At 58.1% G+C, this 19,613-nt stretch carries 18 protein-coding genes and 1 pseudogene; 7 read left to right on the top strand and 12 right to left on the bottom strand.

Annotated elements, in window-relative coordinates:
* The 5 genes from PCA31118_RS27220 to PCA31118_RS26640 all read left to right on the top strand — a co-directional run.
* On the top strand, window positions 1-180 hold a 180-nt coding region (locus PCA31118_RS27220; RefSeq protein ID WP_217431302.1), incomplete at its 5' end, for a hypothetical protein.
* Between the two features lie 222 nt (window positions 181-402).
* Window positions 403-1,197: a TIGR04255 family protein gene (locus tag PCA31118_RS26655; protein ID WP_150627939.1), complete on the top strand. Its 795-nt coding sequence runs from the start codon at window positions 403-405 to the stop codon at window positions 1,195-1,197.
* Between the two features lie 10 nt (window positions 1,198-1,207).
* On the top strand, window positions 1,208-1,843 hold the full coding sequence (locus PCA31118_RS26650) for a hypothetical protein (RefSeq protein WP_150627938.1): 636 nt from the start codon (window positions 1,208-1,210) through the stop codon (window positions 1,841-1,843).
* A 12-nt stretch (window positions 1,844-1,855) separates the two neighbouring features.
* On the top strand, window positions 1,856-2,686 hold the full coding sequence (locus PCA31118_RS26645) for a hypothetical protein (RefSeq protein ID WP_246190451.1): 831 nt from the start codon (window positions 1,856-1,858) through the stop codon (window positions 2,684-2,686).
* A 99-nt stretch (window positions 2,687-2,785) separates the two neighbouring features.
* Window positions 2,786-3,178, top strand: coding sequence for a hypothetical protein (locus PCA31118_RS26640; protein ID WP_150627936.1), 393 nt, complete (start codon window positions 2,786-2,788; stop codon window positions 3,176-3,178).
* Here PCA31118_RS26640 and PCA31118_RS27745 read toward each other — a convergent pair.
* Entirely contained in the window at window positions 3,168-3,296 is a 129-nt protein-coding gene (locus PCA31118_RS27745; RefSeq protein WP_174990619.1) for a hypothetical protein, read from the bottom strand. The genes PCA31118_RS26640 and PCA31118_RS27745 overlap by 11 nt on opposite strands.
* Window positions 3,297-3,435: 139 nt before the next feature.
* A pseudogene (locus PCA31118_RS27740) lies at window positions 3,436-3,706 on the bottom strand (recombinase family protein); the annotation flags it as partial.
* A 149-nt stretch (window positions 3,707-3,855) separates the two neighbouring features.
* On the opposite strand from PCA31118_RS27740, the gene PCA31118_RS26625 reads away from it, so the two are divergent.
* The gene (locus PCA31118_RS26625; RefSeq protein WP_150627934.1) at window positions 3,856-4,731 is read left to right on the top strand and encodes an acyl-CoA carboxylase biotin carboxyl carrier protein subunit; all 876 of its coding nucleotides are present in this window, start codon (window positions 3,856-3,858) and stop codon (window positions 4,729-4,731) included.
* Window positions 4,732-5,039: 308 nt separating this feature from the next.
* Here the strand turns inward: PCA31118_RS26625 and PCA31118_RS26620 are convergent, their stop codons facing one another.
* The 4 genes from PCA31118_RS26620 to PCA31118_RS26605 form a co-directional block, all read right to left on the bottom strand.
* Window positions 5,040-5,609 (bottom strand): recombinase family protein, encoded by a 570-nt coding sequence (locus PCA31118_RS26620; protein ID WP_150627933.1) that lies wholly within the window; start codon window positions 5,607-5,609, stop codon window positions 5,040-5,042.
* Between the two features lie 311 nt (window positions 5,610-5,920).
* Window positions 5,921-6,169 carry a hypothetical protein gene (locus PCA31118_RS26615; protein ID WP_246190450.1) on the bottom strand — a complete coding sequence of 83 codons (249 nt, stop codon included), beginning with the start codon at window positions 6,167-6,169 and terminating at the stop codon, window positions 5,921-5,923.
* Window positions 6,170-6,576: 407 nt separating this feature from the next.
* Complete coding sequence (locus PCA31118_RS26610; RefSeq protein WP_217431301.1) at window positions 6,577-6,816, bottom strand: helix-turn-helix transcriptional regulator; 240 nt, start codon at window positions 6,814-6,816, stop codon at window positions 6,577-6,579.
* 613 nt (window positions 6,817-7,429) lie between these two features.
* Window positions 7,430-8,146 (bottom strand): hypothetical protein, encoded by a 717-nt coding sequence (locus tag PCA31118_RS26605; RefSeq protein WP_150627930.1) that lies wholly within the window; start codon window positions 8,144-8,146, stop codon window positions 7,430-7,432.
* 205 nt (window positions 8,147-8,351) lie between these two features.
* Here PCA31118_RS26605 and PCA31118_RS26600 point away from each other — a divergent pair, with 205 nt between their 5' ends.
* Entirely contained in the window at window positions 8,352-9,182 is an 831-nt protein-coding gene (locus PCA31118_RS26600) for a hypothetical protein (RefSeq protein WP_150627929.1), read from the top strand.
* Between the two features lie 108 nt (window positions 9,183-9,290).
* Here the strand turns inward: PCA31118_RS26600 and PCA31118_RS26595 are convergent, their stop codons facing one another.
* The 6 genes from PCA31118_RS26595 to PCA31118_RS26570 form a co-directional block, all read right to left on the bottom strand.
* Window positions 9,291-9,818, bottom strand: coding sequence for a hypothetical protein (locus tag PCA31118_RS26595; RefSeq protein WP_150627928.1), 528 nt, complete (start codon window positions 9,816-9,818; stop codon window positions 9,291-9,293).
* A gap of 55 nt (window positions 9,819-9,873) precedes the next feature.
* The gene (gene trfA / locus PCA31118_RS26590; protein ID WP_150627927.1) at window positions 9,874-10,821 is read right to left on the bottom strand and encodes a plasmid replication initiator TrfA; all 948 of its coding nucleotides are present in this window, start codon (window positions 10,819-10,821) and stop codon (window positions 9,874-9,876) included.
* A 745-nt stretch (window positions 10,822-11,566) separates the two neighbouring features.
* Window positions 11,567-14,263, bottom strand: a complete 2,697-nt coding sequence (locus PCA31118_RS26585) for a DEAD/DEAH box helicase (RefSeq protein ID WP_150627926.1) — start codon at window positions 14,261-14,263, stop codon at window positions 11,567-11,569.
* 10 nt (window positions 14,264-14,273) lie between these two features.
* Window positions 14,274-15,800 carry a site-specific DNA-methyltransferase gene (locus PCA31118_RS26580; protein ID WP_150627925.1) on the bottom strand — a complete coding sequence of 509 codons (1,527 nt, stop codon included), beginning with the start codon at window positions 15,798-15,800 and terminating at the stop codon, window positions 14,274-14,276.
* 80 nt (window positions 15,801-15,880) lie between these two features.
* Window positions 15,881-16,513 (bottom strand): hypothetical protein, encoded by a 633-nt coding sequence (locus tag PCA31118_RS26575; RefSeq protein ID WP_150627924.1) that lies wholly within the window; start codon window positions 16,511-16,513, stop codon window positions 15,881-15,883.
* A 1,227-nt stretch (window positions 16,514-17,740) separates the two neighbouring features.
* On the bottom strand, window positions 17,741-19,351 hold the full coding sequence (locus PCA31118_RS26570) for a site-specific integrase (protein ID WP_150627923.1): 1,611 nt from the start codon (window positions 19,349-19,351) through the stop codon (window positions 17,741-17,743).
* Window positions 19,352-19,613 lie beyond the last annotated feature (262 nt).

Below are 19,613 nucleotides of genomic sequence, written 5' to 3'. Positions count from 1 at the left end.
GAACGCGCTTTCGTCGCGGATACTTGTGCCCCTAGTGAAGGGAATTTCATTATAAATCATTGGCTTATGAAATATCAACAACGGCTGTATATCCCTGCATCCGGTGGCAATCGGGGTGAAATTGCCACTTATTTGCCACCAGTTTTTATCAACACGGCATTGAATCAGAGTTGCCACTGATTTGCCCCCGAAAAGCCAAACACTAAGTCGCCACCGTCACGGTGTTGCTGACGACTAGCGTCGAGGAGAGCTACAAGGAACGAATGCCAGGGCGGAGCGCCCAGTCGCAAGCTCACCATGAAACTCAGGGACCTTGACGCCGGGGGGCACTTTCCGATGGTTAATCTGTCAAGTACAGTGTAAAGTGTCAACCCGCCTGTCAAGTAAAACGTTGAGGATGTCATGGGAAAGAAGCTGAACAATGCGCCGGTCTACTACACCGTGGCCCAGGTCCAGTTCAACCCCATCCTGAATCTGGACGTGTACGTGCCAGCCATTCAAGCCAAGATGCGGGAGAGGCACTTTCCTGACTTCAAGCAGGACATTGTCCAGCGTCTGGTGCTGCCCTTCGGTACGGTCGAGCCCGGCCAGCTTGCGGCTCCGACCGTCACGCCTCAGTCGAGGTATCAGTTCGGTGATATCTCGGGCAACGCGCGGTTCGTCTTGGAGACGAACGCATTGTCGTTTCAGACAACGGCGTATGAAACGTTCGAAGCTTTCTCCGAGACCTTGTTGGCGGGGCTAGGCGTCGTGCACGACGCTCTTCGCCTCGACTTTATCGAGCGAATCGGACTGCGTTACCTGGACGCCGTGCAGCCGTCAGGGGAACAGGAGTCACTTCGAGACTTTCTCGTACCCGAGGTGCTTGGTTTGTCGCTGCGAGGGGACGTCCAGCACCAGCATTCGGTCAGCGAAACCGTTGTCGCGACGCCTGCCGGTCAGCTCGTCTCGCGGGTGCTCATTCGGCATGGACAAGTCGGTCTGCCGCTTGAATTAACTGGCCTTGCCCCAAAAATTGACCCACGTTTTACGCAGCGGGCCGGGCTGCACGCCATAATCGACACGGATGCATCTACGACACAGCGAGAAGCGTTCGATTTGGGCAATGTTGGGAAGCAATTGAAAGACCTTCACGACGAAATCGATAAGTGCTTCAAAGCCATCGTGACCGAGCACGCGTTGGCCGCCTGGGCCTGAGGGAGGAATCATGAGCAGCGCCACGACATACGGCGGATGGGTGACAGACCGTCCGGCAGCGACCGGCGATACTTCGAACGTTGTTCGACTGGTGGGTTGGTTCGTAGCGGCTGGCGCAGCGCTGTCGGTAATTGGAACGGGTGGTCATCTGTCGCCCGAACACCTCCAGCGGGGCGGCCAGCACGCCCTCTACGCAACTCCCGCTGTCGAAGTAGCTGTGCTTGATGATGTCAGGACGCCAGCGGAAGACCTTGCACGGATTCGCGAAGTCCTGCGTCCAGCGGTCTCGGAACTCGCCGCAACTCTCGGTGTGTCCCGTCAGTCCGTCTATAACTGGCTTAATGGCGAGCAGGTTGCGGACGAAAATGCTGCCAGGTTGCAGGACCTCGCTCAAGCAGCCGATGTGTTAGCCCACGAGGGCGTTGTAGTGGATGCCGCGTTGCTAAAGCGGAAGTTCGCTAACGGCCGGACTCTCATGCAAGTCGCTCAGGCAGGTGACTCTGCGCGCGACGCGGCGTTGGTGCTGGTGCAGATTTACAAACGCGAGGCGGCGCAGCGCGAGCGCATGAACGCTCGATTCTCCAACCGCGCGAGGACGCCAGCGACTGCTGACTTCGACCTCCCTCCATCCAATGACCAGGCGTAAAGGTGCACAGTGGTGGAGTGGAATCGTGAGACACCGTGGCGCCAGGGATTTCTGCTCGGCAACGACGCAATTGATGCGCTGGGGCTTCGCCATGCAGCGAGTCCGGACAAGACGATAGTCGTCGTTGCAACTCACGACTGTGACCTCGCACAGGACCCGCAATTTGAGCCGGTTGTCGAGGTCGTCGTGGGGTGTTTGGCCGCGAAGGACGGCAACTGCACGCACGCCAAAAACGCGCGCAAGCTTCATATTGAATTTGCGGGCGATGCTCACTTCTGGGCGGAGTTCGAGGCGACGGCCAAGGTGCGCATCGACAAGCTTAAGCTCAATGAATACTCGCCTCGGTCCGACGTCCAACTCCGGTCTGAGGACCATGCCGTTTTGCAGATGTGGCTGGCCAGTCGATACAGGCGCTCCGCCTTTGCGGATGAGTTCGAACGCCGATTGACTAAGGAAACCAAGCTGGCAGAGAAAATCGCGAAGGCGGTTAAGCCGCATGGGGAATTGATTATCGGCGTCTTCTTCGACGTGGATGAAGGCGCGGAAGTCGCTCGGAACGGTCCGGACGACACCTATAAGCTCGACATCATTATCCTGCATCAGGCGGACCCCGATTTCGTCGCCGCAGAAAGCGCCGCAAAGGCTGCGGCCGATGCTATCGAGAAGGCGTTCCGGGAAAAGCTCTTCGCTCCGTCAAAGCAGTGGCAGCAAATCGAGCTTCGCTCATGCGAGCCGATGTCCGAGTCGGTCTTGACCTATCAGGTTTTCAGGCAGCTGAAGCGTTGGAGGCTAGAGCATATGAGCTTGGCCGCCGAACCTCAGCAGCCAGTTCTGGCTGAATAAACCGACTGCGGGTTTCATCAAGAATTCGCACCGGTACTAAGATTTTTAGGTGGCAATCGCCATCATTTACACGAAGTGGCAGGGGGAAAATTGGTTCACTTGAAGCTGGTCGCTGGTACCACTTATCGGGAATCGCCAGAGGCGACGAAGCCGCCGCAGCAGACTAAATCAGAGAAAAATAAGGATGATTTGACGGCAGAAGCCCGCGAAATCATTTGTGGGCTCAAGACGGCCTTTGAAGGGAAGACCATATCTGAACTGCTCGTAGAAATAAATCGCGACCGAGCTGAGGAGGAGTTCATCCCGTACATTCAGCGTAAAGGGGATATCCGAAGTGTATTGCTCAGTTACGGCATCCATGCGCAGTCGGCCCACCCGGAGGATGAACTCGACGTGACACTTTACGGGTTGGTCGTCGATGAAAAGCGTCTGTTGAAAGGGTGTGAGGTGCTCAAGCCCTTCAAAGGCCGCCTTGAAGGAATCACCCTTTAAGCATGGCGACGCCGCTCTCGGGAAAGAATTGCTCGGTAGCGGCTCTGCCAGCGGACTGAATGCTGTACAGCGTCGTGCGCGACACGCCGAACTGCCGGCTGATTTCATCGACCGACATGTCGCGGTTCCTCATCATCGCGAGCGCGGCTTTGAGCTGCTTCGCGTCTAGGGAAGGTGGCCGACCACCGACCACCACGGCGGCCGCGTGCACGGGCAGCCTCTAGGCCCGCGAGAGTGCGCTCGCGGATGAGTTCGCGCTCGAACTCAGCAAGCGCACCGAAGAACCGACCTGAGCTTCACGCTACGCTCGTCGAGTTCGCCGACGATGCGAATTATGTCCTGGAGATTCCGCCCCAGCCGGTCCAGTCGCCACACGACGAGCGTGTCGCCCTCTCGCAGCGCCTTCGGGCAGTGCACGAGTTCCGGCCGGTCGGCATTCTTGCCGCTCGCCTTGTCATCTTCGATGGTGCATGTCCCGCGGCCTTCAGCGCATCCCGTTGCAGGCCAGCCGTCCTGGAGGGCGCTCATTGAACGCCCGGACGGCCCCGAAACTGGTTGCGGCTGCCGTTAAAGGTTTTTACGGATTGTCCGACATGTAAACAGCACTGTGACCTTGGCACAGCCCTTCAATGCCGCTGGTTGCGGGCGTGCCGTAACTAAATTGAAAAGGAACTTGTATGGCGTGGTCGCTACCAGAATTGCTTCATAAAGGCTTCGACCTTGCGTCGGACATTCTGTCCTACCTCCGGGACGGGGACGAGGGAACGGACCGAGCCCAGAGCGAGAATGCGACGTCCCTCGTCCTCGAAACCAAGGTTCTGACGGCAATCGACGACGTGTCGCGAAAGCTCGACCTTGTGGCTCAGGACATTGTAAGCAAGGTAAGCCAAAAGCTGGAGCATGACCAGCTCGAGCGATTGTCTGCCCAGATAAAAGCTGTGAAATTTGGAATTCAGTTCGGGGATGAAAGTATGCTCAAACTCCCGCTCGTCCAGGTCGCCGAACAAATCGAATATGCGAAACATCGAATCGCTGAAGGGAAATATGAGTGGTTGGGGCCGTGGATGATGGCTGAGTCCATCCGGTTGGTTGGGCTGCGCGAGATAGCGCGCAATGACGCCGCATGCGAAGTTCTGAAGCGGGAGGCGCTGAGCTTCCGCCTGAATATTCTCGACTTTACGGGCGACTTCTTACTCAAGGCAGTTAACTCGCCTTGGGTGAAGATTTCCGAATTCGTCGAAGGCCGAAATGAAGACGTTCTACGGCTTATTGAGAACTCATCTGATTTTGGTGTCACCGACACAGTTTTTAAGGAAATCCGACTCGACAAGGCATCGCTGAAGGACTGGCACCGCTTAAATGTGCTCACCGTTTCCGTAAAGGTTGGAAGCGAGGTAAAGGCTGGTGACCAGATTTTGCAGTATGAGGGCGCCGACGAGTGGTACGACGTGTTGTTCCATTCGCCGGAATCTGGCACTGTGGCCGAACTTCACGTGAAGTCCGGTGACAAGCTAGAGAAAGGGGCTTTGCTGGTCACGCTACGGCAAGGCTGAGAGGCTCGGCTTTCGGAGCGGGCGGAGCGTTATTCACTGCTTCCGAAGTTCATGTCTTCGACGTCCACGTGCACGCCGGTACGTTTTAGCATCCCAGCCAGTTCGAATTTCGACCGCGACTGCGACCATACCAGCACGCTTTCGTCGGTCAAGACATGCCAAGGTATGAACGCGCCTGGCTTCAGACCAAAGGCTCTGCGTATCTCGCCCGGAACTGTTGTTCAGTTGTCTTTTGTGGCGCTGGATTCGGGCATGACTTTCTCTCCGGTCAGGCATTTGGTGTGATATCGCGGCAGACCTTCCTGCCGCTATTCGCTTACACGTTCCTGTGATGCCCTGATGTTGTACAGCGTCGAGCGCGACACGCCGAACTGCCGGCTGATTTCGGCGACCGACATATCTCGATTCCTCATCATCGCCAATGCGGCTCTCCGCTGCTTCGCGTCCAGGGCCGGTGGCCGACCACCACAGCGGCCACGCGCACGGGCGGCTTCAAGGCCTGCCAGAGTACGCTCGCGGATAAGTTCGCGCTCGAACTCAGCCAGCGCACCGAACAGATGGAAGACGAGCTTGCCGACGGGCCCGCCCGTATCGATAGACTCCTTCACCGACCTGAGCTTTACGCCACGCTCGTCGAGTTCGCCGACGATGCGAATGAGGTCTTGGAGATTGCGGCCCAGCCGGTCCAATCTCCACACCACGAGCGTATCGCCCTCGCGCAGCGCTTTCAGGCAATGCAACAGTTCTGGCCTGTCGGCAGTCTTGCCGCTCGCCTTGTCTTCGTAAATGGTATTCGCTCCCGCTGCCTGCAGCGCATCTTGCTGAAGGTCAAGCGTCTGCTCGACTGTGCTCACGCGAGCATATCCGACAATTGTCATGCTGCACCTATTCCAGACGTTGATTGTTGAAGAGAATCTTGAACATCTGGATGGGTATAACGTGGTGCACGGACCATGACGGTGCGAAGTGTCCAGAAATTCGTCGTTTCTTGGGCAACGAAGGGAGAGGGCAACGGTTCAGGCGAGTGCGCCAGCTGTTGAGGCGCCATCGACATCGGCGATTTCCTTAGGCCATGAGCGAGAAGCTATGGCTGTTCTCAGTGCAGTGCGGAAGTCCGGCTGCCCCAGCTGACGCCACTCGATTGGGGACTGCTGCTTGCTGTGCGGGCATTACCCTGTCGCTGGGGTTTTTATGAAAACATGGCGGGGTAATCACTGGGGTATTTTAAAATTCGTGAGGCCGTCCCAATGAGTTCCAGCCAGTTGTCGTCGATTCTTGCTATCGCCTCGGCCATTGAGTAGTCCATCTCTTGCAGCCAATCAAAGCGGTTAAGCAGAATCGCGGCCGCGAGTTTCTCGCCAGTCGATAACGCATCGAATCCTCCTGCTTTCGCCTGCAAGGTTTTGTGAATTAGGTGTTCCAGATGTTCGTTATCCACGATTTAATTCCAATTTTAGGGGTTGGTGAATAGCTCATGTCGCCGATATAAGTGATTTATTTTCGTTCAATCAGGTTCGGCGGTGTGTGGGCGTGTGAGTAGTGTATGCCGAAATTCTGGGGATTATCAAGCCGCCCGACGATTTGAAAAGTGCTAATATCTAAAGGTTGTTTTATAAAGCGAATAAAAATCTGGTATAAAACAGCATGAGATTTTTATTTCAATTTTTTTGATTACGGATTGTTTCGGCGTCTGGATGGCGCGGCCCAGTAGTGGCTGCACGATGACCAGCTAGACCAGCGGGTGGCTCGGATGACCGTGAAGTCGCTGCCAGCGGCTGTGACAGAATGACGAGCGCCCTTTTGCTTGGGCGCGCCGTTCGCTAGTGTGTTGCGGCAGACGGAGACTTACTCGGTTTCGGCGAGCCTGTCGCGCTTCGTCGCGAGCACAGATGCGCGCGCAACGTTCCGGGAGGAGGCCGGCTGGCTCGCTAGCCAGGCTTGGACGTCGGCTGGCCGGAATCGAAGGCAACGCCCGACTTTAATGGCAGGTGGCAGATTGCGGCCCATGTAGCGCCCAACATAGAGGGACCGGGTCTTGATACCAAGCACTGCTGCCAAGTCGTCCGGCGTGAGGAGGTGTTCCATGCTCATGTTTCCGTAGTGAGCAGTCACATGACTGCACCCAGTATAGGTCAGACTGCAATACATGCAGCTTGGTGGCAATCTTCCTCTTTGTTTGGTTCGTGTCCGCCAAAAGCTGCTTACATTGAGCGGAAATTCGAGGTGAGCGCGGCTTATGAAGCGGGACCGGCAGGCGAAGACCCTGTCGACTCAGGTGTCAGTTGATGGTGTTGTGTTCGATGCCGATGCCGATGCTTTAGGGGGCGTCCGGTACCTGAGTTTGTCTCTGCCGAGTCGGGCTGCCGAGCTAGAGAGGCGGCGTCTTGACTGGGTTCGTTAGCCGAGCAATGAGCGAGCACGTAGACGATGAGCGCAAAAACAAGCCATGGCACCCATGAAGCACTCAGTTCGAGAAGTGCGCCTAGCAATTCGACACAGGCGCGAGGGATTGCGACGATGGAGTCGGCTACGCGAGTGACGCCTCGCACAGCGCCGTAGTAGATTCGGCGGTTCAATCGCGCAGGTTCTTCATAGACTGGGCGTCGGGGAGCGACCATGGGTTTCCTTGCAGCGATAGCCTCAATCTCACAGAGGCGCTGTCAGTAGTGAAGATGCATCGTTCTTTTCCAGGTCTGACTCAGATGTCACCGGAATAGATATGCCGATAGGTCTCGTGAAACAGCACACCTTCTCCGTGCGCCCAATTCCATGCTGCGTCCGACAGGAAATGCCCTTGCTTGGACGGCAATTCGGCATTGGCGGAAGCCTGGAGTACGCGAGCGGCTTCGAGCGCATCTGGGTAGGGCAGCAAGGCGCGTGAGGCGAGCCTGACGTTGCCTGCGATTGGTCGGAAAAGCTCCGCCCACCACCAGTTAGCCACTTCGATTGCGTCGCATTCGAATGCGTTGGCGTGACCGCGGAACAAAGCGATTGCCGCAGTCGGTTTGAACCATGGAACGGTGACCGGATACTGGAGCGGCCAGAATGGGAACGCTACCGGGAGGAGCGTGTCCATTGGCAGCCAGCCGAGAAAGCGTAAATTCGAGCAGGGTTGCTCTGCGTCGTCGTCCGGAAGTGGCAGCGAGTAGTCGGGCATTTGTTTTCGGCAGGCATTACTGTCTGGACGCGCGAGCAGCAATACGGGGGCGCCGAGAACCGTCTCCGGATAGCACGACAGGAGGTCCCGCATCAGGAGCACGACTTTGGGTCGGAGCGCTGGATGCATTTCGCGTATCAGCGCCTCGGGCTCTCCTGCCTCTGCGGCCATCAGCCAGGTGCGCAGCAGTTCAATGCAGAGTGGAATATCGGAACCGGCAAAGGCCGCGCTTAGAGTCGACTTGAATGTGTTTTGCACGGTCGAGATTTCTCCATTTCACATATGTTCCCTTCATGCATCGAAGATTATCTTCTATGTCGCATAAAATTAAAAATCGTCGCTTGACAAAATGCCTATTTGATATGAACACAGTGTTGTAAAAGTGTGAATTCGGCTTAATAATAATTCGGGAGTTAAAATGCGCTGGTACCCTCGACTGCGTGATAGGAAAGAATGAGAAATCATGCAGAAAGAGAAGGCTGCTCTGGACCCCTGCGAGAAGACAGACCCGCTCAAGACATTGGTCGAATTTGACCTGTTGAGCATGGCGATGGACCTGAAGCGCCTCAAGCAGAACGAGGAATATTGGAGGAAGGAGCGGGTTCCAAAACGTCCCGACGGCGCACTACCTGGCGAAGTTGTGCTTCAACTCGCCGTATTTGTTGTCCCTATTGCGGTCTATATCCTCGCAGGCATGCGCTTCGGTTTCCTGCGCGCGCTGTTCGGCCTGCCGCTCTACTACGGTGTGTTCCACCTCCTTGAGCGCGCACTCGACAACGCCATCATCCGGAAGCGCAAGAAGGAAGAAGACCTCGACCGCGGCCGTTATGCATTCACGAAAATCCTTGGCGACCGGCTTGGCATGCCCCCCGACGAGGTGACGCTCGATGTGGTCGAGAAGATGACGTGTGACTTCTGCCTGCACACCCTGTACGGTCGAAATATGCCGAGTGAGAAGAAGGACGCCATCATGCGCAAGGCGCTCATGATTCCCAATCTGAGCGAACGGCTGACGTTCATCGTTACGGCGCTGGAAGACACCAGGCAGTTCGCTCCGCCCCGCAAACCTTTCGACGGCCGCGGCAACGGGGGCTGGGCTATGGTCGCAACGGGGACGGCAGGCTCGGCGCCTGCCGCAGCCTCGAACGACGTGTACTACCCGGCTCCACCTGTTCCGGCGCCGCTCAATTACGCGACCGGCCTACCCATGAGCGACAACGGTATCTGGGACGTCGCCGGTAACGTATATGGGCACGGCGAGATGGGAGGTTACCCTCCAGAAATGTCGTACTGATTGACTGTGAAACTGGCATCCCGGCTAGTGCCGAACCGTAGCAGCCTTTATCCTCGCAATCGCGTTCTAGGCAACGGAAAAGAAGCCCGCACGAGGCGGGCTTGAGTCCTACTGCGTTGCAAGTCGCCAGACCTCGAGATGCAACAACTGGTAATAGCGTTCCTCGTCGACCGGGTCGGTCAGTTTGAAGGACAAAACCTGCTCGTCCTTGTGGAGTTTGACGATGAGCCGCTGTGCGTCTAGTCTCCCGCACCAGCCGGCCCTTCTAAATTGGCCAAGCGCGCCGCTGGCCCGAAATTCCATAAACAAGTGGCGCTCACATTCGCCCGTTGGCGTTTCGCCTGGTGGAATCAAGACGCGGCCCTGCGGGTCCTGCTCGATTTCAATCGGCGTGCGCTGCCTGCCGGTCCACGGATTGAATACCCATGCGTGCCCATGTTCCTCACGCCAAGCTGTTGCCGTGTCAGGAACCGGCTCGTGTGTACCCATCATCGGGCAGTAAAGCATTTCCTTTGTCTGCACCTCGCCTCCTTTTTCCTCACGCAGGAACATCTCCTGCCGAGAGGTATAGGTTCGCCAGTCGTGGTGCCGACCATCGAGGCGGGTAGCGAGATACGATGGCGGCTCTTGAATCAAGTTACCCCTGCTGAAAACCTCATTCGGCGGGGCGTTGTTGCTCCGTCGCCAGCGCTCAGATGTCGTCGTATTCTTCCTCGACGCAGCTCTCGTCTGGTGAGGGGGAGTTCAGGTTCTCCGCGTTCGACGGGGAGTTGACGGCCTTCTGTTTGCCTGCCTTCGATTTGGGCTTGGCATTCGCGTCTCTCTCGACGAAGACCATCAACTGCTTTGTGTCTTCATGGACTGCGAGTTCGCATCGAGCCCAGCCGGTCGCCTTCTTCAATTCCTTCAGCGCTTCGGCGAGGACTTTACGCCATTTGCTGTCTTGCATGGAATCCCGTCCCATCAGCTCTTGGATTGTTTTCGGCAACATAGGGTGGGGCGTGAGGAGGGTCGAGTAGAGAGCATGCAGCCCCCTGGCGAGTGCCATGTTCTTCAACTTGTCTCGCTGAGCGCGCCGCAGAAGTGTCCATTGGCCTCCGTCAAAAAGGCGGGCGAGTTCGACATCGAGCAGCACGTCGTATTCGTACTCCATTGGCGAGTCCGGGCTACTGCGAATCATCTTTAGTATCAGTCGCGACCGTCCCTCGAAAAGGCTAGGGACGCTAAACTTAAACTCTGCCCGGTACAGGCGGTCGAGCGAAGCTTCGAGCGATGTTCTGGTCGTGCCGCCACGGGTGCGACCGAGGGCCTTAAGCAGTTCTCCTCGATTGAAGCGGACGTGCGTTTCACGGTCCATTTCACGTCCGTTTTCAAGAACCCGGCGAAGGAGTTCATAGAAGACGTCCGCGTCTCCTTGGTCGAGGCGATGTCCGGCCGTTTGAAAAACCTCGATTTTATTCAGTGCTCTCAGCTTCTCAGGAGCGGAGTATTCCGGTCGGTCGGCGTTGCTCCGATAGTATTGCGTGCTGAAGACGGCGCTCTGGGCGAGCGAATTCGGAGCAACAAAGTTGCGGTTCAGCCCATATTTGAGGGGCAGTTTTGGCCAAGCTGTGCTTTCGCGGTCTGTTAGTGCGGTCATCGGCGGCTCCTGGTTTGCGTGGCCGCCAAATCGACGGCAAAGAGTATATGCCGGCGGTGAAACCATGCAGGCTCGCCAAATCGCTGCAAGTGCCTGTCAATGACAAGATGTCGCCCTTGATAGGCGGTGATATTTATTTTCGATACTGCGTACGCCGATTCAGCTGGCGTTGTTCAGGTGCGGAACTGGCTTTCGCTTCGCCGGGTGCCTGAACAGGCTCTAACGGCCCCGCAGCAGCATCTCAGGAAGAATGAGCCCGGGGCTTTACGGATGGCGCGGCGGGGCTTTATGGATACCGGCTGGGGTTTTATGGATTTGTAAGGAAAGAAATCTGGCAGAAAACGGAGCGAGTATTCGGCGGTGAGTGACGCCTAAATCATTAATAAAGCATAAGTAAGCCAGCAACGCTTGCCAGCCCAACTCGCTGCGCTCGTGGATGCTTTCGCTCTGTGCTCCATGCCTGCGGCGCATGGGAACTTACGCTCCAGCAGGAATTTGCTGACCAGGTCGGGCGGCCATTGCTTCGTATTCGTACCGTATTCCGACTCCATGCGCGCGCTGCTAGCACGACTGGGTGCCGCGGCTCGAAGGGGCGACGTCATCGCGAGGAAAGACGATGTAGCGAAGGCGTAACGTAGGCCACCGACCCCGGATTGGGGGGGCGGGGCTTTGCGGCTTCTGCATTTCAGCGTTTCATGCGCAGAGACGGATGCGCACGCATAAGCCCCGGCCCGCGACCGACTCGTCAGGTCGACAGCTTGTCGTTGATTTGCTTGAACACATCTCTGCCCGCATCGTCTTTCTCGACCGCGAACAGGAAAAGACAGCGCCCGCCGCTGCTTTTCTCCCATTGATAGCCGACCTGCATCTTCTCCTTGGAGTCGTCGTTGGTCTTGTACGGCTCGCCTTTGTATTCCACGACCAGCACACGGCCATCCGTAAGTTCAGCCACGAAGTCTGGGTAGAAATAGTCCGACGAGGTGGGCAGCCAGAACGAATATTCGGGCTGCTTCTCAATGTTTCGGACCCAGTATTTCACCTTCGGATGCGAAGCGATGGCCTGGGCGCAACGGAACTCCTCTGCTGTCTTGCCGGCACTGGTTTTCTCCCGCAGGTCGTGAATGACAGGGTAGAAGTGCTTGTCGAACTCGTAGCTGCCTTGATAGATATTTCTTGCTGGGTACTTGCCCGGCTCAAAAGTGAAGCTGTATTGCGCCTGTTCCTCAAGCGTCGGTACCGTCATCTCGAAGAGTCGCCCCTGAAATCCATTTTTTGTCGCAATCTTGCGGAGTCTCCCGATTTCGCTTGTGATGGCGTCGGCGAGCTGGAAGCGGGCACGTACCAGCGCTGTCAGGGTGTAGCCTTTTGCATGGACCAGGTGGGTCAACAGTTTCAAAAGGTAAGCCTGGAGGTCGAGCTGGGCGACATACGGCTGCCTTACCTGCGTATCCAGCCAGCGGATGAGGTCCTGCTGGCTGACATGGCTCGTCACCTCGTTGAGCTGCAGCTGCTGAACGTCGATGTGCTTGTAGCTAACCTTCGCGCCGTTAACATTAATCTCGAACGAGTTGACCGTCTCATGAATGGCAAAGTTCTCCAGCTGCACGGGCGTGTCGAGCAGGCTCCAGTCGCCGAGCCCGGCTAACGTGTCCTTCTCTACCACCTCCAGGTAACCGTCCAATGCCAGGCAAAGCTGGGGAATCGGAGCGAAGGCCAGGCCCAGTTGCGCCGGGGCCTTCATGGCCTGGCGCATGGCGCGATGGTCGGCGAACTGCTGGGCGACTTTCTCTTTGGCTTTCGGCGGGAGCCCGGCCGTGACGAAAGCCTCGGCCTGCTTCAACGTCTCGCTGTCCACGCTGCCCTTGAGCACAAGCGTCGCACCCTGGGACGTCGCATGTATCTGCACCTGGGCTTTCAGTTCCTGCGGCCACTGAGCGGTCTCGGGTGCACCAGGCAAATCGACGTGGAAGTCAGGGACCGCCGCGGCGCCAGTGTCGTCGGCAACCGGTGCCGATGCGTAACCGCCAGTCAACGCGAGGGACTGCTGCGGCACGATGAGAGCGGCCGTGTCCAGTCGCTCAAAGCCCATGTTCTGTACCAGCCGGTCTTTCAGATTGCTCGCCGCCTCAGCAAAGTTCGCCGCCACGATGTGGGCGTAGGCCTTGTTCAGCGCTGGCTGGCTGCGGTCGCGGGCATACGGCATCCGCAGTACGCGACCGAGCAACTGCTCGACGTCCTTGGCCGAATTCACTGATTGAAGGCTGGCGAGAACGTAGGCGAAAGAGCAGTCCCAGCCTTCTTTCAGGGCTTCCACGGTGATGACGTAACGTACCTGGCAAGCGGGGTCGAAGAGATTGAGGCCGTCCAGTTCCTTCTGGCTACCGGTTGCGATGGCAATCTGGGCGACCGGGATGCCTTCGTGGTCCATCAGGTGCTGCTTGACCACATCTACCGTAGCTTCGCCGCCCTTCGGCATCGCCTGAATCAGCGCGATGGGCCGAACATAGTCCGTTTCCTTTTGCGCTACGGTCTCAAGTCTGTCCCGGGTCAGGATGGCGTCGCGCAGGCATTCGCGCCAACCTTCAGGGTGCTCCGCCAATACGATAGGCAGCTTAATCATCTGTGCCGCTCGCAATTCCTGAGCGGACACATGGTAGAGCACGTTGTTCCCAGCGACGGGCGTCGCGGTTAGCTCCACGACGCAGGCTGGATTCAATCTACCAACGGTCTTGAAGAAACGGTCGGTTCGGTTATTGTGAGCTTCGTCGACAATCACCATAGGCTGGTGAAGGTGTACCCAGTTCGCGACCGACCACTTCACGCGCCCAATGTCCTTGTCGGTGAGAAACGGTTGGTTGGCGACGTCCGCCTCGGTCACCTTCTCGAGCGATGCAGTGAGCGCCGGCGGAAGGTCTCGGAAATGCTCCTGCAGCTCCTCGAAGAAGGAGTAGACATTGCGCTTGCTGGTGTCGGATACGTTCAGCGACTGGATGGTCGCCACAATAATGATGCATGCCTTCCCGATGTCGCCGGCTCCCACCGTTTGCAGACTGTCCAGGTCCGCGATACGTACCTTGTCATCGAAATAGTGTTTCAGTGCTTGCCGGTAGGGATGGCGGATGTCGGAGAGTGCTTCCAGCGTCTGCGTGCGAATGGTGTCGGACGGCGTCAACCACAGGGCAATTGGCGTGTCGGTATCTTTCAGTGCGCGGCCAACCTTGGCTACGGCGTGGGCGGCAAGCAGTGTTTTGCCACCGCCGGTCGGTACGCGCAGGCAGACGCAAGGGACGTCGGCGAAAATGTCGTGATAGCCTTCGTCTGTCCGCTGCTGTGCGTTCAACGCTTGCTGCCAGGCATCTGCTACAGGTACGGTGCGACAACGCTTTACGAAGTCAACCAGCGCGTCGAGTGCATCGCCTTGATATTTTTTAAGCTCAAACATGGTCGACTGCTCAGCGCTCGGAAATGTCGTAGGGAATCTGCTTGAAGGTCACGCCAGCCGCTGCCATGCGCGCAGGCCCGAGCCGGGTCATTTCGCCAAATGCCACGATGGGCATCGGTGAAGGGCATAGCTGTCTCATATGAGCCAGGATAGCGCTCGTGAGCACATTGCCTCCAGCAGGACGCTGGTCTCCCAGGATACCGTTGTAAAGTAAGAAGTAAGCTCGGCCTTCGTGAATACCCAGAAGGGGGGTGTCAAAGGGCTGATAGCCCGGACTCCCTGTTTCGATGTGCCAGACGTACGCCGCGAGCGTTCGGAAGTCGACCGACGGGTTGAGGCGCCCATGCTCGTCAAAAGCAGGTTGGCCCAGCGTCAGAAAGGAGAAACCGCCGCCGCCTTGCCAGCCGACGGCCTCACTAATGCCACCTTGTTCGCCAGCAACCACCTTTTTCAGGCGAGGCAGGCAATGCGTGCGAGCATGCGCGCCCGTCTCAATGCCGATGTAGCGCCGTCCCATCTTGTGCGCAACAGCAGCTGTAGTGCCGCTACCAAGGTATGAATCAAGGACGAGGTCGCCAGGTTGCGAAGCAAGGGTTAGGATTTTCTGGACCAGCCGCTCAGGCTTTGGTGTTCCGAAGACATCGTCGTCGTCGTGAATTTGTTTGGCTTCACGGCGCGCTTCATCGTTGTGGCCAGACTCCGAGTAGTCCCACCAGGTGGTTGCAGGGACGGAGTCCGACACGTCCGAAAGAAAGCGCTTGAATCGCGGTACGTTATTGCCATCCGAACCAAAATAGATGCGATTGTCCGCAATGAGCTCTTCCATCTTCTCCTTCGTAAATCGCCAGCTTGTACCCTTAGGTGGTAAATGCGATTTGCCCGTAACGGGGCTAATTACTGGGTATATGGCATAGTCTCGAGCTTCATTGCGCTGGAGTGGACCAGATGTCCAAGGCCCCCGCGGGTCATTATCGAGGTTCCGATAACGCGCATCCTGAGCAGCCGTTCTAGGCAAACGGTAGAGCTTGGTCCGAGCCTTGTCCTTTCCGTACACGATGATGTGGTCGTGAGACTCGGAGAGGAATTCTGAATCGCTTTTTACGGCATACTTCTTCTGCCAGACGATGTTCGCAAGGAAGTTTTTGCGTCCGAAAACCTCGTCCATGAGAACTTTGAGGTAATGCGCCTCGTTGTCGTCAATGGTTACCCAGATACTGCCGTCTTCGGCCAGCAAGTCTCGCAGTAGCACCAGTCGCGGATACATCATGGACAGCCACTGGCTGTGCTCAAGCCGGTCGTCGTAATGCTCGAACGCGCTCCGCGTGTTGTAGGGCGGGTCAATATGGATGCAGTTCACAGTTCCTGCATATAGAGGCATGAGTGCCTTCAGCGCCAGCAGGTTGTCCCCTTCGATGAGCAGATTCTTTGCAGCCGCAGTTGCATCCCCATGGACTGAGTCGCGGTTGAGAAGGTGATAAGGCACCGCAAGGGCGGTTTCCTTGGCCTGGTTCTTGTTGACCCAATCGAGAAACGGCATGAGGCGTGCGGTCGAGAAAAAGTTGCGGAGGCGTCATTGTAGCCCGGCTGTCCAGTCTCCCCGACGCCGATACTTCTCGCTTATTCAACCAGCGACAGCCGTTCCCCGTGGCTTATTTTTTCAAGGTAAAAGAGGTAAGGGACGGTACCTCGATATCCGCGTCGGCGTGCCTCCTGAAACAGCGCGCGAGACTGGGTTCGCACGCCGTGAAAGCCGGGTTGTCGGGCGATTCTCTCTAGCGTTTCCGCGATGGCTGCGTGGTTGTGGAGAGCCGCCTGAGATGCCAGCAGCGCGTGCCATTCGGCCATTTCCGGTTTGGGGCGCCGCCATGTCCACGCGGCCTTCCCCCGCGCCGACCGGCGTGACAACTCATAGCCCAACCATTTCAGGCGAGGCTTCGATTCGGCTAATCGCAGCGTTTCCACCTCCAGACCTTCGCCGTCGGTGGCGAGCAACAACCACTCGGCGTATTCCTCGCCGAGCGGCCAGTACATTACCAGTATGGCGTTCGCGAGACCCTTCGCCTTTCGGGTAAGACGTTGCGCGGGCGTGCATCCGATGCCGTACTGCGCGTGAAACTTGCGAGCTAGCGTCTCGGCCTTGCCGGCCTTGACTGTGCCCGATGTGTAGCGGTGATATCCCTTGGGTACGCAATCGAGCGCGCGGGCCAGCGCAGCGGTCTTGCTCCGGGCGATTGGGGTGGAGGCGGGCATGTGGACTATCCATGAGGGTGGGTTACATGCGTATAGCCGGGAGGTGCGCGGATGCAGTGTGATTGGGTTTTGCGGGAGGAGACGTATTGATGTTCCGTGCGGAGCACGGCTTTACGCTATACGCGAGCGTGGATAGATGTGTTGGCAAGGCCATTGCCGCGGCGAAAGCCGGGCTGGCTCGCAAGCACGGTGGCTTGCCCGGTGAACCTTCGAGCGTAAGCAGAGGATTCAGCGAGCAGGCCGCCAGACTGCAAACACACACGCCCGAAAGGGCATGTCGGGGCGCCACCCCGACAGATTCCAGGTCGCCAACCTGGAGTCGAGCAAACGCTGTAGCCGCATGCCTCTAATAGGGCTGGTGCGGCTGCGAAGGGCGCTGGAGGGTGTGATTCCCTCCTTCGACCCAATCCAGCTGGCTTCGCGCCGGTCGGAGGTTGGGCGACACGGAAACGGCGTCAGGCAGGCAATGGCCTGATGACCTGTTACCGGGCGAAAGCCGGTGGAAGTCCGGCTCGGGGGACGTACCGCAAGGGCGCAACCCGTACCGCGCACGTAGGCTGATGAGCATGCAGCGATGCATGAGGGCTGCAAGGGGAAACCTGGCGCAGTCGGCACCTCGGGAAACCGTGGGCCTCTGGATAGCTCAAGCGTGTAACGGCGCCCCTCGAAGGGCGCTGCGCGGAGCAACGTGAAGCCATAGGCATGAAGCTGTGGTTCGTAGTCGATGAAGCATGACCTGAGTACCTGAGCCGCTATGGAACATCGGGCTGGGGAAACCTGCGGGGAGCCGGAAGGCTAGGGGAATGTGGAGACAGTGGCGTCACGTTGTGCAGTAGCTGGTAACTAACGTGGGAACCTCTCTCCGTACCGTGTCGGGTGGCACCGCACGGGCTGATGGCAGAGAGGGGGAGACTGACTGAGTAGGGTTTGACCCATCGGGCGATACGACCGAAGTCCATGGGGAGCCACAAGCGTGGCGGCACGGCTGGCACCGTGCTCCGAAAGGTTGGAGCGTTTGCGAAAGTGTGTGGTTGGGCCTGGCGGCCCGTTGCAGTGAAGTGCCGTCCATTCCGCCTGGCAGCGGAATGGACGAACTCTGGCCCTGGCCGGCCAGACAGCGAAACGAGGCAACATCGCGCAGGCACTTCAATTGAAAAAGACCGGGCGTCACGCTCGACGCCCGGTCTTTCCATTCGCGTCCGCATGCCAGACCGGCGCGCAACGCTATCACGCGACCTTGCGGCCGAAGTTGACGTGCACGACGTTGGCATGGGCGGTCGTTTCGGCATTGTCGAGGTCTTGCTCGCCCTTGAGTTCGCCCGAGTCCGCTGGCGCATCGAGAATTTCGCCGAGCTTGATTGACGCATTTCCCGTGAGGCGGCGGCGACCATGATGCGTAGCGGACTCCGATTTCGACGCAAACGCGGCATCGAGGCGCCTGGCCAGGCTCTGCGTGCACAGATGCGCGTATCGCAGCAGCATGCGCACGTCGCGGTGCCCGCTGAAATGCTGCAGGTCCACGAGCGTGAACCCGCCGGGCGTGTTGCTGCTAGCTTCCGCCACCCGCGAGATGGCCTCATGTCTCAGGTCGTGAATCCGTAGTTCGCTGTCGCCCGTCAGGCCCTCGCGCTGGCACATCCGCTGCCATGCCTTGCGCAGGCCGTCGACGCCAACCGGGAAAACGAGTTCACTGGTGCGCGGCAACTTGCGCAACATTTCGACCAGGTCGCTGCGCAGGGCAAGCTTGCGTGAGCGGCCGTTCTTGGTTTCAGGCAGGAAGGCGGTCTGTGACTCGAGGTCAATGTTCGACCACGTCAGGGTCAGCGTTTCACTGCGCCGTGCGCCTGTCATGAGCTGGAACTGGACGAAGGTTTCGAGCAGGGCAACGTGCTCGTAGGTGGCCTCCGCCTCCAGCATATAAAGTCGGCGTGCATCCTTGATAACCTGCTTGCGCCGGTACACGGTGCGGGCGCCGTTCGCCGCCTCGCGCTCCGCTTCCATCAACTGCTCAAGACGCCGGCCGATGGACTGCGTGCGGTCCTCATCGTAAGCGGCGGCGAGAAGGCGGTTTTCCTCGTCGCCCTTCAGGCGCCGGTCGCGCTCGTTGTAATAGCGGGGGCGGCGCACACCATCCATCGGACTTTTGACGACGTGGATGCGCCAGGTGTCGATGGCGATGTGGCAGACCGCCGAAAAGATGTCGATTTCCCGGTCGACGGTGGCCGGTTCGACAACCTGGCAGCGCTCGTCGATGAAGTCCGAGAAGTCGTCCGGGACAATCTCGGCGAAGCCCTTGCGGATGAACTTGCAGGTGTCCGACGACTGCCCCATCCGCGTCCCGGTCGGCTTGCGCAACTTTGCTTTCGCCACGACGGGATGCGGATTCGGGTGGCTGGCGACAATCCTGGCGAGGTCCTGCCGCTCGAGCCCGGCGTCTTCCAGCCATCCATTAATCTTGTACGCCTCGACTTCGAAGCTCTTGTGCCGGGGCACTTCTTCACGCAGGTAGCGAACCAGGAGGTCGGCGAGCGTCGTCTTGTGCGCTTGGGCGTAGTTGACGAAAAGGCCCTGACGCTGCTCGCTTTCGAGCCGCTGCTTGATGTCGTTGGCTTCCTGTTCACTGGACGCGACCAGAAACTGATTTTTGTTGGACACGCTGCGCGTGCGAACGACGAAGTAATTGTCGAGGCGGGACAGCTTGGGCTTGAGTCCCTGGGCTTTCAGGGTTTCGCAGTAGGCCTCGGCCTTTTTCCTGGTGCTGTGGGCGAAGGTTTGCGCGAGGTCGTCGCGGTGCTTGACCGTGACCTGATAGTGCGAGCGGTTCTCGATGGACGCCATGGTGTCCGTACTCCATATCGTTGCGGAGCACGGTATACCTCGGGCGAAAGACCATGATTTGTGACTGGTGCGCGGAAATTGCGAAAAGTCCCTGTAACCACAGGCAGACATTTTTTTGCCACGCAATCCGGTGGCAGTTGCCACCGATTTGCCACTATCGGTCAGCACAAAGAAAAACAGCGGACTTATAGTCCGCTGTTTTCTAAGGAAATTCTGGTCGGGGTGAGAGGATTCGAACCTCCGGCCTCTACGTCCCGAACGT

Source organism: Pandoraea captiosa (assembly GCF_902459775.1).
In the GTDB taxonomy this organism is placed as follows: Bacteria; Pseudomonadota; Gammaproteobacteria; order Burkholderiales; family Burkholderiaceae; genus Pandoraea; species Pandoraea captiosa.
The sequence above is the reverse complement of the archived record's forward strand: the minus strand, read 5'-3'. Positions and strand labels throughout refer to the sequence as shown.

Excerpts from the sequence above, each read along its gene's own strand:
- trfA (WP_150627927.1), bottom strand. The coding sequence starts at position 10,821 with ATGACCGCACTAACAGACCGCGAAAGCACAGCTTGGCCAAAACTGCCC.
- PCA31118_RS26570 (WP_150627923.1), bottom strand. The coding sequence starts at position 19,351 with ATGGCGTCCATCGAGAACCGCTCGCACTATCAGGTCACGGTCAAGCAC.
- PCA31118_RS27745 (WP_174990619.1), bottom strand. The coding sequence starts at position 3,296 with ATGTCGGTCGATGAAATCAGCCGGCAGTTCGGCGTGTCGCGCACGACG.
- PCA31118_RS26610 (WP_217431301.1), bottom strand. The coding sequence starts at position 6,816 with ATGGAACACCTCCTCACGCCGGACGACTTGGCAGCAGTGCTTGGTATC.
- PCA31118_RS26600 (WP_150627929.1), top strand. The coding sequence starts at position 8,352 with ATGCAGAAAGAGAAGGCTGCTCTGGACCCCTGCGAGAAGACAGACCCG.
- PCA31118_RS26650 (WP_150627938.1), top strand. The coding sequence starts at position 1,208 with ATGAGCAGCGCCACGACATACGGCGGATGGGTGACAGACCGTCCGGCA.
- PCA31118_RS26620 (WP_150627933.1), bottom strand. The coding sequence starts at position 5,609 with ATGACAATTGTCGGATATGCTCGCGTGAGCACAGTCGAGCAGACGCTT.
- PCA31118_RS26625 (WP_150627934.1), top strand. The coding sequence starts at position 3,856 with ATGGCGTGGTCGCTACCAGAATTGCTTCATAAAGGCTTCGACCTTGCG.
- PCA31118_RS26585 (WP_150627926.1), bottom strand. The coding sequence starts at position 14,263 with ATGTTTGAGCTTAAAAAATATCAAGGCGATGCACTCGACGCGCTGGTT.
- PCA31118_RS26655 (WP_150627939.1), top strand. The coding sequence starts at position 403 with ATGGGAAAGAAGCTGAACAATGCGCCGGTCTACTACACCGTGGCCCAG.
- PCA31118_RS26580 (WP_150627925.1), bottom strand. The coding sequence starts at position 15,800 with ATGCCGTTTCTCGATTGGGTCAACAAGAACCAGGCCAAGGAAACCGCC.
- PCA31118_RS26575 (WP_150627924.1), bottom strand. The coding sequence starts at position 16,513 with ATGCCCGCCTCCACCCCAATCGCCCGGAGCAAGACCGCTGCGCTGGCC.